This window comes from Mesorhizobium sp. M6A.T.Cr.TU.017.01.1.1 (assembly GCF_004023115.1).
GTDB classification, from domain to species: Bacteria; Pseudomonadota; Alphaproteobacteria; order Rhizobiales; family Rhizobiaceae; genus Mesorhizobium; species Mesorhizobium mediterraneum.
In genome coordinates this window covers 1-14,792 of sequence record NZ_RZTA01000062.1, presented here as the reverse complement: position 1 = coordinate 14,792, position 14,792 = coordinate 1, and the positions used below count along the sequence as shown (strand labels likewise).

Annotated in this window: 7 protein-coding genes; 1 reads left to right on the top strand and 6 read right to left on the bottom strand. The window is 63.5% G+C overall.

Annotated features, from left to right (window positions below):
- Positions 1 to 182 precede the first annotated feature (182 nt).
- A complete protein-coding gene (locus EOB36_RS19740; protein WP_095482907.1) occupies positions 183 to 773 on the top strand; it encodes a transglycosylase SLT domain-containing protein in 591 nt (196 codons plus the stop codon).
- Positions 774 to 786: 13 nt separating this feature from the next.
- Here EOB36_RS19740 and EOB36_RS19735 read toward each other — a convergent pair whose 3' ends face one another.
- From EOB36_RS19735 to EOB36_RS19710, 6 genes are all read right to left on the bottom strand, one after another.
- The gene (locus EOB36_RS19735) at positions 787 to 3,003 is read right to left on the bottom strand and encodes an ABC transporter ATP-binding protein (RefSeq protein ID WP_128285502.1); all 2,217 of its coding nucleotides are present in this window, start codon (positions 3,001 to 3,003) and stop codon (positions 787 to 789) included.
- A 48-nt stretch (positions 3,004 to 3,051) separates the two neighbouring features.
- Positions 3,052 to 4,209, bottom strand: a complete 1,158-nt coding sequence (locus EOB36_RS19730) for an ABC transporter permease (protein WP_095482909.1) — start codon at positions 4,207 to 4,209, stop codon at positions 3,052 to 3,054.
- A gap of 12 nt (positions 4,210 to 4,221) precedes the next feature.
- Positions 4,222 to 5,256 (bottom strand): ABC transporter permease, encoded by a 1,035-nt coding sequence (locus tag EOB36_RS19725; RefSeq protein ID WP_095482910.1) that lies wholly within the window; start codon positions 5,254 to 5,256, stop codon positions 4,222 to 4,224.
- A gap of 225 nt (positions 5,257 to 5,481) precedes the next feature.
- Positions 5,482 to 7,134 carry an ABC transporter substrate-binding protein gene (locus EOB36_RS19720; RefSeq protein WP_127205702.1) on the bottom strand — a complete coding sequence of 551 codons (1,653 nt, stop codon included), beginning with the start codon at positions 7,132 to 7,134 and terminating at the stop codon, positions 5,482 to 5,484.
- 373 nt (positions 7,135 to 7,507) lie between these two features.
- A complete protein-coding gene (locus tag EOB36_RS19715) occupies positions 7,508 to 13,558 on the bottom strand; it encodes a translocation/assembly module TamB domain-containing protein (RefSeq protein ID WP_128285501.1) in 6,051 nt (2,016 codons plus the stop codon).
- The coding region (locus EOB36_RS19710; protein WP_164897560.1) for an autotransporter assembly complex family protein at positions 13,558 to 14,792 on the bottom strand (1,235 nt) is incomplete at its 5' end. The genes EOB36_RS19710 and EOB36_RS19715, both read right to left, overlap by 1 nt.

Genomic DNA, 14,792 nt, shown 5'->3' with positions numbered 1-14,792 from the left:
TCAGAAATCCGCCACCTTCGGGCGTGATTTTAGCCAAGGCGGCATTTTGGGAATTTCATTCCAACAAAAGCGACAGAAAACGTCGGAATATCCATCCTCGCTGTGCCCCGGCCAAAGCAGCCGATGAGCCGTTAAGAAACGCCGCAAGATTCCCTTTATGTTTTCGGCCTAATCCTCCTCCGATGCGTAGGTCAAGTTTTAGTAAAATTGTAGCTGTTACCGTGCTGCTCGTGCTGTCGGCCTGCGCGACGCCGCCGAGCCATATCAACGATGTCTGCGCCGTCTTCGACCAGAATGACGGTTGGTTTGACAACTGGCAGGCAGCGGCCGAACGCGCCGAGCAGAAATACGGTGTGCCAGTTCCTGTGCTGATGGCGACGGTGCGCAAGGAATCCGGCTTCAAGAGCAATGCCAGGCCGCCGCGCACCAAGCTTCTCGGCTTCATTCCCTGGAAACGTGTCTCCAGCGCCACCGGCTTCTCGCAGGCGCTCGACGGCACCTGGGCGCAGTACCAGAGCGAGACGGGCAGCTGGGCGGCGCGCCGCACCAGGTTTGCCGATGCCGTCGATTTCGTCGGCTGGTACCATTCCAAGACATCAGACACGCTCGGCATCGCCCGCAACGACACCTATAATCTCTATCTAGCCTATTATCTCGGCTGGACAGCCTACGGCCGCGGCAATCGCGGCGACGCCGGCGTGCAGCGCTACGCGCGGGCCACCGAGCAGATGGCGCAGGACTACGCCGCGCAGCTACGCCAGTGCGCGCGTTGACGGCGCCACGGATCTAACCCTCCGTCAGCTTCGGCCGCTTTCCATGTGGACGCTTGGGCGGGGTGCCGGCAAAGCCCGGACCCACACCTTGCGGCGCGTCGTCCGGCACGCCTTCATTGGCGGCATGCTCCTTGTCGAACTTGATCACCGGCTCCATTTTCGCCAGCACATCGTCGGCAAGCCAGCACAAGCTCATATGGCCGTCGCCGAGATGCTTGACCGGCGGCACCTGCGTCTCGCAAAGATTGTCCGGCACCAGCTTCTTGTAGCCGCATCGCGTCTGGAACGGACAGCCGGTCGGCGGGTTCATCGCTGACGGAATGTCGCCCTCCAGCACGATGTGCTTCTTGATCACACTGGTGTCGGCGATCGGGATCGCCGACAGCAGCGCCTCGGTATAGGGATGATAGGGCGGCGAAAAGATCTGGTCGGTCGTGCCCTGCTCGACGATATAACCGAGATACATGACGACGACCCGGTCGGCGATGTAGCGCACCACCGACAGATCGTGGCTGATGAACAGCATCGTCGTCTTGTTCTTGCGCTGGATGTCCATCAAAAGCTCGGTCACCGCCGCCTGCACCGACACGTCGAGCGCCGAGACCGGCTCGTCGGCTACCACCACCTTGGCGTCGCCGGCAAAGGCCCGCGCCACGCCGATGCGCTGCTTCTGGCCGCCGGAAAGCTGGCGCGGCTTGCGGGTCTCGAACGCCCGCGGCAGCTTCACCAGGTCGAGAAGCTCCAGCATGCGCTTGCGGCGGTCGGCGACGGTGTTGCCGACGTTGAACTTTTCCAGCGTGCGGATGATCTGCGAGCCTACCGAGTGGCTGGGATTGAGCGTGTCGAACGGATTCTGGAACACCATCTGGATCGACGACACCGTCTCGACGCTGCGCTTCTCGACGCCGGTCGACTCGATCCGCTTGTTGCCGAGCGTCACAGTGCCGGAGCTTGCCGTCTCCAGCCCGAGCAGCACCTTGGCCAGCGTCGACTTTCCGCAACCGGACTCGCCGACGATGGCGACGGTCTCGGATTCGCGTGCCATGAAGGAGATCGTCTCGTTGGCCTTGACGACGCGGCCTTCGCTTGACCCGAACACTTCGCTGCCGCCGACCTTATAGTATTTCCTGAGGTCCTCGATCTTGAGCACCGGCGCGCCGGGCTCGACGCGCTCGTTGACCTTCTTGGCGCCGGGCGGCAGCGCTTCCCAGTCGATCTCGTTGAAGCGCACGCAGCGCGAAAAATGGCCTTCATGGCCGTCGACAGCGATCATCGGGATTTCGGCGGCGTTGCAGACGCCCTCGACGAAATGGTGGCAGCGGGGGCCGAAATTGCAGCCCTTCGGCCGCTCGTGCGGCAGCGGCAGTTGCCCCGGTATAGAGATCAGAGGCCGAGAATTCTTGTCGGCGCCGGGCAGCGGGATCGAGCGGAATAGGCCTTGCGTGTAGGGATGGCGCATTCGGTCGAAGACGTCCTTGATCTTGCCGGTCTCCACCGCTTCGCCCGAATACATCACCGTGATGCGGTCACAGGTTTCCAGGATCAGGCCGAGATTGTGCGACACGAAGATCATCGAGGTGCCGAACTTCTCGCCGAGCCCCTTGACCAGGTCGACGATGCCGGCTTCCACCGTCACGTCGAGCGCGGTCGTCGGCTCGTCGAGCAGGAGCAGCGCCGGCTTCGACAGCAGCGCCATGGCGATGACGATGCGCTGTTGCTGGCCACCGGAAAGCTGGTGCGGAAAGGAGCGCATCATGCGCTCGGGATCGGGCAGCCTGACCGAGCGCACCATTTCCAGCGCGCGTTTATAAGCCTCTTCCTTCGACACTTTGTCGTGGATCAGCGGCACTTCCATCAGTTGCTGGCCGACCTTCATCGCCGGGTTCAGACTGGCCATCGGCTCCTGGTAGATCATTGCGATCTTGTTGCCGCGGATGGCGCGCAGTTCCTCGTCGGACAGTTCGCCCATGTCCTTGCCCTGGAATTTTATCCGGCCGCCGACGATCTTTCCGATGTTGGAGAGGTCGCGCATGATGCCGAGCGACACGGTCGACTTGCCGCAGCCGGATTCGCCGACGATGCCCATCGCTTCGCCGGGCATGACCGTGCAGGAGAAGTCCATAACGGCCGGTATCTCACCCTTGCGGGTGAAGAAGGAGATCGACAGGTTCTCGATCTCGATGATCGGCCCATTGGTCGGCTTGGCGGGATTTCGAACTGCCTCATTCATGGGTCGCTCCAATCCTGGTTCTTCTAAGTAGGGTCGAAGACCCGTCCATCAATCTTTCATCGATTGTTCACGCAGCGAGTCTGCCAGGAGATTAAGGCCCAGCACGAACGACATCAGCGCGATCGTCGGCGGCAGCGCCGGATGGATGAAGGACCGCAGCAGCCGGCTGGCATCCTTGATCGCGGTGCCCCAGTCCGGGCTCTCTGGCGCCAGCCCCAAGCCGAAATAGCCGAGCGTGCCGAGCAGGATCGTGGTGTAGCCGATACGAAGGCAGGCATCGACGATCAGCGGCCCGCGCGCATTGGGAAGTATCTCCCACAGCATGATGTACCAGGGCGATTCACCGCGCGTCTGCGCCGCCGCCACATAGTCGCGCGTTTTGATGTCCATGACCAGGCCGCGCACGATGCGGAACACGCCGGGGCTGGACGCGAACACCACCGCCACGAAGATGTTGAGCTGGTTGGGATCAATGTGGATGATCCTGAACGGGTCGGCGTCGAAGACGAGGCCGGCGTAGACCCAGCCGCCAATGATCAGCGTCAGCCCCAGGAGGATGTACAGGCGGTCGGGCCGCTTCTTGTAGCGCGTCCAGAATAGCACGCTGAAGAAGATGATCGGGAACAGGAAGAACAGGCCGGCCATCATGTAGGGAATCGGTGTCTCCATGATGCCCGGCGTCACCAAGAGGTAGAACAGGAGGATCACCGGGAACGCGAGCACCAGATTGGCGAGGAAGGACAGCACGGTGTCGATCCTGCCGCCGTAATAGCCGGCCGGCAGGCCGAGCGTGATGCCGACCATCAGCGCGAAACCGGTCGCCGCCGGCGCGATGATCAGCACGATCTGGCTGCCATAGACCATGCGGCTGAACACGTCGCGGGCAAGCTTGTCGCCGCCGAACAGGTAGACAAGTCCGGATTGCGGCTCGACCGCGCCCGGCAGCGCGTCCTTCATGATCGGGATCTGGACAAGCGGATTGAAGGGCGAGATGGTCGACGCGAAGATCGCCGTGAACAGCCAGAATAGGCAGATGCCGACGCCGACGATGCCGACGCTACTGTCGAACAGCTGACCGTAGAGGCCAAGCCTCTTCTTGTAGGCGAAGCTCGCCCCCATCACCAGGACGAGAGCGATCCAGACCGGCCAGAAACGCGCAAGCACGCCAAGCACCACGTTGAAGGCGCCGATATATTCAAGCTGCATCCGCCCGATCCCCTATTGAACTCTGATACGCGGATTGAGAAACGCATAGCCGACATCGGAAATGAGCTGCGTGATCAGGACGATGAACACCGAGACCAGGGAGCAGCCGAGCAAAAGATCGATGTCGTTGTTGCCGGCCGCCTCGACCAGCGTGTAGCCGAAGCCTTGATAGCGGAACATCACCTCGACGATGACGACGCCGGTGAGCAGCCAGGGAAATTGCAGCATGATGACAGTGAACGGCGCGATCAGCGCGTTGCGCAGCGCGTGCTTGACCACGACGCTGCCGAAGGAGAGGCCCTTCAACCGGGCGGTGCGGATATATTGCTGCGTCATCACCTCGACCATCGAGGCGCGGGTCATGCGGGCGATGTAGCCGATACCGTAGATCGCCAGCGTCATGACAGGCAGCGTGAAGTTGTAGAAGGTGATGCCCCGGCTGGCCGAAGCCGCCGAACCGTTCAGCAGGCCGAGCCATGAGGCGAAGATGACGGTAAAAATGACGCCCGACACATATTCGGGCGTCGCCGTCGAGGCGATCGAGGCGACGGACAATGTCCGATCGGTTCGCGACCCCTCGCGCATGCCGGCGAGGATGCCGATCAGAAGCGAAATCGGCACCATCACCACAAGCACCCAGAACATCAGGATGCCGGTGGCGCCGAGCGCCGGGAAAAGCTTCGACGCGACCGTCGTCTTGAACTTGGTCGAGCAGCCGAAATCGCCCTGCAACACGCCGGAGAACGTCGGCTCGACAGGATCGTTGCAGAAGGAAAAACGTCGCCCGGGCTTGCCCGTTGCCGGGTCTGTGACCGGCTGCTTGGGCACGACACCCAGCCATTGGCCGTAGCGGGAGAAGAAATTCTGGCGGTAGCCATGATTGACCAGCCAGCTTTCGAGCTGCTCGGCCGAGGTGTGCATTTCGGTCTGGCTAATCGCCAGCTTTTTCAGATTGGGGTCGAGATTGATCAGGAAGAACACGACCAACGTCAGGCACAGCATCGTCAATGCCATGGTGCCGAGGCGTCGAAGGATGAAAGAAAGCATGGCGGTCCCCTGCCGGTCTGGTTGGGGTTGAGGCCGGCTTGGAACCAGCTCAGCCGCTATCGGCGGAGCTGGCTGTCAAACGGACCCTCAGAATGCGATCAACCCTGTCTTATTGCACGCCCTCATCCGAAGAGTTTGCGCTTTTTTGCTGCGCCGACTTTCGGTTGTGGGATCATGCATGGCGTGGGTGGAAGGGGCGAACCGCCCCTTCCACGATCGATCCGATCAGGCCTCGTCGAGCCAGACCTTGCCGTAATCGCGCTCGAAGGTCGGGTGCATGGCGTAGTTCTTAACCGCCGCGACCGAATGGCTGTACAGCTTGCGCCAGTAGGGCTGGATGATGATGCCGGAATCCTGCAGGATCTGCTCGATGTCCTTCATCATCTCCTTGCGCTTGGCGGCGTCGGCGACCGAAAGCGCGGCGTTGAGCTTGGCATCCCACTCGGGATTCGACCAGGCAGTTTCGTTCCAGGCTTCTCCGGTGCGGTAGCCGATCGCCAGAACCTGGACGCCGAGCGGCCGCATGTTCCAGTTGGTCATCGACAGCGGATACTTCGTCCAGTCGTTCCAGAACGTCGAACCCGGCAGCACCGTGCGCTTCACCTTGATGCCGGCGTCGCGCATCTGCGCGGCGATCGCATCGCCGGTGTTCTTGTGCCAGTCTTCGTCGACCGTGATCAGCTCGTGCTCGAAATCGGCCTGCCCGGCTTCCTCCATCAGCGCCTTTGCCTTAGCCGGATCGCGGGCAATCTTCGGCAGCTCGTAATATTCCGGATGGATCGGGGCGACATGGTGGTTTTCGGCGACAGTACCGGCATCGCCACCCCCCAGCTGGAGCACGACAGCGTTGTCGACTGCGAGCTGCAGCGCGTTGCGGACCTTCTGATCATCATAAGGCTTGTTGGCCACGTTGGTGCGGCAGACGATGGTCGCTGCGGTGACCACCTCGTACTTGACCAGGTCGACACCGTCGAGGATCGACACATAGTCGGCTGACGTCTCGAAATTGGTATGGACCTCTCCCGATTCGAAGGCGCTGACCGTGGCCGCCGGATCGGTGCCGTAGTCGATGAACTCGATGCCGTCGAGAAAGACCTCGCCGTCCCACCACTTGTTGTCTTCGCGGCGCTTGTAGACGACTTTCTGGCCGACATCGTAGGAGACGAGCTCGAAGGGGCCGGTGCCGATCGGGCAGGCTTTGAAATCGCCACCCTTTTCGTCGAAGGTCTTGTGGACGACGAGACCGGGATAGTCGCACACGTTGGGGATGAGGGCGATATCCGGCGTGCTGAGCTTCAGCTTCACCGTCAAATCGTCGACCTTGGTGACTGCGCTCTCATCCAGCTTGTCGTCCTTGACCAGCGAGCCGAGACGGCCGGGCATGGAATTGCCTTCGGCCTTCTTGTCGGCCCAACGCTTGAAGTTGAAGATGACATCGTCTGCGGTGAACGGATCGCCGTTGTTCCAGGTGACGCCCTTGCGCACATGCAGCGTGTACTCGGTGGCATCGTCGTTGACGTCCCAGCTCTCGAGCAGGTAGGGGCGGAACGTGTATTCGTTTGTGTACTTGACCAACGGCTCGAGCGCCTGGCGCTCGGCATTAGCGATTTCCGACCAGTCGGCCTTGCGCGGATCCTTCGGATCCTTGATCCACATAGCGACCTTCAATATGCCGCCCTTCTTGCCCTCCACGTCCTGCGCTCTCGCCGGCGTCGGGTCGGCGAGGCCGAGCATGCCATAGGCCATCGCCGTGGACGCGCCGAAGACGCTGGCCAAAGCGAGAAACTCGCGGCGATCGACACGTCCGGCCCTGGCTTCTTCGGCCATTACGTGGATGTGATCCGGAACGCGATCGCCATTACTCTTGTAGATTGTCATCACGAACTCCCATTGTTGGCTTTCTGCCTTTTACCATTCCGCATCCGGGCCATGATGTCAAAAACGGCACGGATTGGGAACATGCCAAGGAATGTGCAACTTTGGAAGGGAAGCAGTTCGCGTGATAACGACAGTCTTGGCGCAAAATTGCTATTGCCCGGCAGATTTCGCTCGAATATCCGGCATCGATTAAACTGAGACATTCACTACAGCGCCGCGCGTCCTCGTGGACGCGCAAAGGACGCTGTAGCGCTTTGATTTTGCGCATAATCTTTTGCCGAAAATCGATTTCGATTTTCGGGGTCATGCGCGAAGGTCTGCACGGCGCCAGTTGATCGCGGATGTCGTGCAAAAACGGCGGCGGCGGCAGGCTTCAGTACTCGCGCTCGTAGAAAACGCCGCCCTTGGCTTCGCCGGCGTCGGTGGCCTCGCCGCGCAATTTGACGCCGCGCCCGACGTCGAGATCGATCGCCGCCTTGCCCGAACCCGGCTTGTCGCCTTTCTGGATCGTCACATAGGTGCGGTCGTTGAGATATTTGCCGGCCGAGACCGCGGTGCCGCCCTCCTCGTCCGTGATGACGTCGAGATCGTCGACGCCGATCGCGCTGCGCAGGTTCTGGAGCAGCGACGTCGAGCCGCCGACACCGGCCAGTTGCGCGGCGGCTTCGGCAAGCTGGGCGATCTGCAGCGGCGACAGGTTCGACATCGAGCGGCCGAAAATCAGTTGCGCCAGAACCTCGTCTTCCGGCAGCGCCGGCACCGACGAGAAATTGAATTTCGGATTGGTCGCCTCGCCCGATACCACGATGGTGACGGTGGCGCTGCTCGTCGTCGATGTCGCTGTGAGGTTGAGATAAGGCACCAGAGACCCTGAAAAGCCGACCGTGCCTTCGGTGAAGGTCAGCCGCTTGGCAAGGATCGTCAGCCGCCCGCGCTGCAAGGTGAAGGTGCCGACCGCTTGCGGCGACGACGCCGGGCCGGTCAGCCGCAGCGAGCCGCCAAGCTCGGCATCGACGCCCCTGCCCTGGATGAATATCTGGCTCGGCGCGTTGACCGTGACATCAAGATTGAGGCCGCTGCCACCGCTGCTGCCGCTCGCCGTCGCCGGGCGCAACGCCTTGTCCTGCGCGCGCACGGCGGCCGGTGCATTCTTGTGCTTGACGTCGAGCGCCGCCAGCGAGCCCGGCAGTTTTTCGGGAACGGTGATGACGGTCTTGGCCAGGTTGACCGTGCCCGAAATCACCGGCGCCGATGCGAGCGGACCCCTGATAGTCAGGTCGCCGCCGAGATTGGCGGTGACCACCCTGCCGTCGGTGTAGCGGCCGTCGACGAGCTTGACCGTCAGGTCGGCCGGAAAACCTTGCGCCGGAACGATGCCGACGGTGCCGCTGGCAGACAGGCTGCCGCGCGTCGACAGCGTGCCGGTCAGGCGGTTGATTCTGGCGACGCCGCCGCCGATTGCGACATCGGCGGCGATATCGTTGATCGCAAGGCCCGAGCGTGCATCGATCAAACGGGCACCTGACGTGCGGACCGTGCCTGAGATCACCGGCGATGTCGCCGGGCCGCGCACCTGCAAATTGACGTCGGCCGTGCCGCTCAAGGACAGGCCTTGCGCAGCGAGTGTCCGAGTGAGGAAGGCGAACGGCACCTTGCCGGAGAAGTCGAGATCAAGGGTGGGCGTGCCTGATGTCGTCATCGTGCCGCCGCCCTTGAGACCGAGGCCGGCGCCGTCGCTCATGTCGGCGTCGAAGGCCAGTCTGTTGCCCGAATATGTGCCGGAGGACGAAACACCCATGCCGCCGAAACCGGCACCGCGGGTCTGCGACGTCTGGACGCCTGCGGCGTCGATCTTGAAGGCAACGGCCGGATTGGCCGGCGCGCCCGTCACCTTAACCGTGCCCGAGATCGAGCCGGCGGCATCGAGGCCCGGCGAGAAACTGTGGGCGAGCGAGATCGGCACCCGGGCCAGCGTCGCGTTGAGATCGAGCGCCTGCCCAGCTTTGCCCGTGACCGTCGCCGTGCCGCCGCCGAGGTTGAGCACGAGCCTGTCCAGGTTGGTGGTGCCGTTGGCGATGGTGATGGTCGAGGCCTGGGCGATCGCCGCCTTGATGCCACGCATGGTCGCCTCGCCGGAGGTGAGCTCGACCGTCGTCGTGCCACTGGCGATCCTGACGCGGCCGGCGGCCCTGGCCGGAATATCCTTGACGGTGGCGCCGCCGGAAAAGCCGGTCCAGTCGGCCTCGCGCTTGAGGTCGACATCGATGCCGCGAATGACGGTGCCGCCGGAGGTGACGCTGTCGGCACGGATCTTTCCGGAGATCACTGGCGCGGCGAGATAATTGGCGATCTGCGCATCGATTGTGACCGTCTTTGCCGAAAGATCGCCGCGCGAAATCGAAGCCGTCGAAGCCTTGATGGTGACTTCAGGCGCATTGCCGGTCTTCGAGAAGACAATCGTGCCGCGCACGTCGCCTTCCGCCTTTTCCAGCGCAAGCGCTGCGAGCGGTCCGATATCAGGCAGGTCGAGCGCCACGGTGCCATCAGGCACGAAGGCATTATCAAGTGCCAGGTCGCCCGATATCCGGTTCTTGCCGAGCGACAGCAGAAGCCCGTTGATGGCGCGCTTGCCGTCGGACGTCGCCAGCACGGCACTGCCTTGCAGGGCCTGGCCCGCGACATTTCCGGTCAGTTGCACATTCGCCGCCGGGTTGGCGGCATCGGCCTTGCCGGTGGCGGTGAGCCTCAGGCCGGTGATCTCGCGTTCGGCCACCGAAAGCCGGTCGCTGTTGACCGTCAGCGACAGGTCGGGCGCCGTGCTCGCGCCTTGCGCGTTCAGCGCGAAAGCGATGGCGCCCTTGGCATCCCCGGATAGAAGCGAGATGTCGGCCAGCGCGCCCTTGATGTCGGCGGCGAGTTTGTTGTCGGCAAGGCTGGCCTGCCCGTCGGCGGTCAGCGCGCCGGACACCAGCCGGATCGCATTGGCGGTGACATTGCCATTGGCGTCACGCTTCAACGCGGCACTGAGTTCCGTCCGCTCCGCGAGCACACCGCGCGCTGTCGCCGGCAGCGCTGCGGAAGCCGCATCCGCCCTAAGGTTGAGATCGATGGCGCCGTCGGCCAGCGAGACCCTTCCTTTGAAGCCGGTGTTCAGCGCGTCGCCCGTCACCGACCCGCTGTCGATGACGATGGTGTCAGCGGCGAGACTGCCCGCGACCTTGGCGGTGATCTTGCCGGCGATCAGCGGCGCGATGGTCGGATTGTCCAAGCCGATCTTGTCCGCCGTCACTGTGCCGGAGATCGGCCCTGTCCGGCTTTTCACGTCGAAGGCGTCCGAGTGCAATGCCAAGGTGAGCCTCTCGACCTTGGTAAAGTTCGTCGCGACCGAAGGCAGGACAGCGGAGATATCGAGCTTCGGCTGCGTGCCCTGCCCCGCAGCCTTTACCGATAGCGCCTGCAGCTCAAGCTTGACCGGGCTCTCAGTGCTGCCAAGCGCCAACGGCAGGCTCGGGCCGGTCGAGGCTAGGTCGAGCGCAAAATCGCTGGCGCCGTTTGGATTGATAGTGCCGGCGGCCTTGCCCGAAATTTTGTCACCGGCGAGCGTCGCTTGATCGATGGCAATGCCGCCGGCGGCCGAGAAACTGCCTGCCGCATCGACATTGAGCGGACCGAGTCCCGCCTGGCGTGTCTGGCTGGTTTCGGCACCGTTGAGTTGCGCATTGAAACGAATGTCGGGGGCAGCCGACGGTCCCGTCACTTGCGCCGTTCCGCGGAGTGTGCCCGCGGCGTCGAGGCCGGGGGAAAAATCATTGGCAAGGGCGGCCGGCAGCGCTGAAAACTCTGCCGCGAGGTCGAGCGTCTGGCCGGCAGTGCCGGACACGGACACCGATCCGCCGCCGACATCGAGCATCAGCCTCTCAATGCTGGCTGTGCCATTGGCGATGCTCAAGCTCGACGGCTGTGTGATCGCTGCCTTGATGCCGCGGATGGTCGCTTCGCCCGAGGCGATCTCGACGCTGGTCGTGCCGTCCGCGATCTTCACCCGGCCTTCGGCTGTGGCCGGAATGCCAGATACGGTGGCGCCGCCGGAAAACCCGGTCCAGTCGCCGTCACGCTTCAAATCGACCCCGATGCCGCTGATCACGGTGGCCCCGGATGTGACCGTATCGGCCTTGATCGAGCCGGAGATCGCCGGGGCCTTGAGATAGTTGGCGACCAGTGCGTTGACGGCAATGGTCTTCGCCGCCAGATCGCCGCGCGAAATAGACCCGCTCGTCATATCGATCGCAACCATCGGCGCGCCGCCATCATTCGAGAGGCGGATGCTGCCCTGCACGTCGCCCGCCGCCGCCTGACCGGCAAGTGCGGCCAGCGGGCCGATATCGGACGCTTCGAGTGTCAACGTCCCGAGCGGCAGCAAGCTGTCGTCGAGAGCGAGATCACCCGAGATCTTGTTGTCGGCCAGCGACACGCTAAGCCCGTTGATGGAACGCTTTCCGTCACGCGTGACCAGTGATGCCCTGAGATCGAGCGGCTGGTCGTCGACGGATCCGGTCAGTGAGACATCGGCGACGGGGTTGGCGATGTCGGCCTTCCCGGTCGCCGCCAGCTTGATCGCCTTGACCGTATGACCGGACGCCGTCAGGCTGTCGCTGTCGGCCGAGACCGAGAAATCCGGCGCCGTGCGCGCGCCGCTCGCCGTCAGCGCGAAATCGACGGCCCCGCCGACGGGTATGCCAACCATGGGCGACAGCACCGAAACGTCACCGAGCGTGCCCTTGATGTCGGCCTGGATGTCGGTGCCCGTCGCGCTGGCGGTGCCGCTGGCGCTGAGCGTGCCCGAAGTGAATTGCAGCGCATTGGCGGCAAAGGAACCCTGCGGATCGCGGGTCGCCGTCGCCGAGAATGTCACACGCTCGCCGAGAACCGAGCGGATCTGCGGCGGCAGCGCGGTCGAGACGGCATCGGCATTCATCTTGAGCGTCATCGCCAAATCGGCCAGCGTCACCCTGGACGTCACTGAGGCATTGAGCGCGTCGCTGCGCAGCGTGCCTTGATCGACGACGATCTCGGCCTTGCTGACCGATCCGGCGAGGTCCGCTGTCACCCTGCCGGTCACCAGCGGCGCCAGCGTCGCCACGTCCGTGTTCAGGCCACCGGCCGCAAGCTTGATGGTGACCGGTCCGCTGCGGTCCTGGATGTCGAAGCCGTCGGAATGGATTTCAGCCGTCAGATCGTCCACCCGCGTGCCGCCCGCCACCACAGAGACCAGAGACGCGCCGATGTCGACGATCGGCGCCTTGCCGCCGCCGAACGCGCGGGCTGTGGCGCCGGTGATCGCGACGGTCACTGGCTGCGCCGCAGTGCCGAGGCTGAGCACAATCGGCGGACCCTTGGCGGCGAGCTCCACCGAAAGATCGCTGGCGCCATTGGGGTCGATGATGCCCGCGGCGGTGCCATGCACGGCATCGCTGTCGATATTGGCGCGCTCGACTTCGACGCCGCCCGTCACGATCGCGGTTCCGGCGAGGTCGAAGCTGGTTTTGCCGGTAAACAAGGGTTTCAGATTGTCGGGTATGAAGCGCTGGAAGTCGCCATCGCCCTTGGCCTCGACATAGTTGCCCTTGTCGGTGAGCTGGTGGCGGCCGGTGAGTTGGGTGACGATCTGGCCGTCGACGACGAAGGTACCGATGCCGCTCCAGTTGGCGACCGGCCCCGTGCCCGTGACGACGATGTCGACCGGAGGCGTATCCGGCAAATTGAGCAGATTGGCGATGATGCCTCCCGCCGGCTCGGACGCCTTCAGATCGAGGTCGAGCTTGTTGTCGGCGGGCGCAAAATGGATGTTGGCGTCGACCTTGCCTTGCTTGCCGTCGTGGCGGGTGATGTTGAGGTTGGTTTCGAGCGCCAGTGGCGCCGCGTCGGCCTTGAACGCACCCTTGGCCGCCAGCTCTGCGATGCCGCTGCCGGCCAGGGCCTGCCCGAGCGCAATTTCTGGCAGGTCGATCTGCTTGATGTCGAGCGACACCGGCAGTGTGGTGGCACCACCTTGGCTCGGCTGCGTGCCGGCCACCGGCAATCGCGCCAGCTCGATGCGATCGGCGGCGATGCGGCCGGCGCTGAAGCTTTTTGACAGAAGCGCCAGCGGCGACCAGTCGACGGCCACCTTGCGCGCCACCAGCCAGGCGCCCTGGCGATCCTCCAGCACCACGTGGTCGACGGTCAGCGCGCCGGACCAGATGCCGTCGATGCCGCTGACCGTGACCTTCCGGTCATCGGTCGACGCCATGGTCGAGATGAGGCCGGCGAGATTGTCGCGGCCGCGCTCGGTCTTGGTCAGCACGACGAGCGCACCGACCACCGCCGCCACCAGGACGAGCAGCGTGTAAAGGACAATGCGGAGGATGCGCTTGAACATTGTCATCAGAACGCCTGGCCGATGCCGGCATAGATGCCGAAACGCGGGTCGTCGGGACCCCGGTTGAGCGGCACCGCCGCATCCACACGCAGCGGTCCGAACGGCGTAATATAGCGCAGGCCGACGCCGGCGCCGACCTTCATGTCGGAAAAATCCGGGAACTGCTCGGTCGAGACCGTACCGGCATCGACGAACGGCACGACGCCGATCGTGTCGGTGACGGCGATGCGCATCTCGAGCGAGGTCTCGAAGTACGAAAGCCCGCCGATCGGCTCTCCGTCGATGTCCTTCGGACCGATGCCCTGATAGGCATAACCGCGCACCGAGCCGCCGCCGCCGGCATAAAAGCGCCGGTCGGCCGGAACATCCTGAAGGCCGGCACCGATGATCGAGCCGATGGCGACGCGTTCGGCCAAGACGAACTTCGAGGCCGCGTCGATCGACTGATAGGCCGATCCTTCGCCCCTCAGCTTGACGAAGGCCGCACCGTTCAAAATGTCGTAGCTCGGCTCGACATAGGCCAGCGCCCTGAATCCCGTCGTCGGGTTCAGCCGGCTGTCGCGATTGTCGTAGACATATTGCAGCGGAACGCTCGCGATCAGATAGGTGTGCTTGCCGAAGGAATCGGTGATCTTCGAATAGTCGAGCGCGACTTCCGCAGAAACCGTCTGCTGCTTGTCGAGTTCATAGGACAGACCGGTGTTGCCCTTGACCGCGAAATGGTCGTAGGCGTCGGGATGCTCCAATACGGTGTTGACGCCGGCGAAGAATTTTGACGCCGGCCCCACCACGCCCGGCTTTTCGAACATGATGCCGGCATTGTAGTTGAGCTCGGTCAGGTCGTTGCTGCCGATGCCGCTGATTGCGCCCTCGATGCGCAGCTTTTCGGCACGGCCGAACAGATTGCGGTGGCCCCAATAACCTTCGAGGCCGAGCCCCTCGGTGTTGGAAAAGGTGCCGCCAATGCCGAAATAGCGCGGCTTGCGCTCGCTCACTTCGACGCCGATCGGGATGTTGCCGTCGGCGTCGAGACTGTCGGCCTCCTTCAGCGTCACGCTGTTGAAGACTTCCAGCCCGAGCAGCCGGTCGCGCGCCTCGTCGACCTCTTCCGGCGAATATTGGCGGCCGCGCTCCAGGCCGGTCATGTATTCGGTGAAGTCGCGGTCGACTTTTTCGGTGCCCTCGACCGTGGTGTCGCCGTAACCGGCAACCGGTCCGGCCGCCACGGTCAGCGTCACGT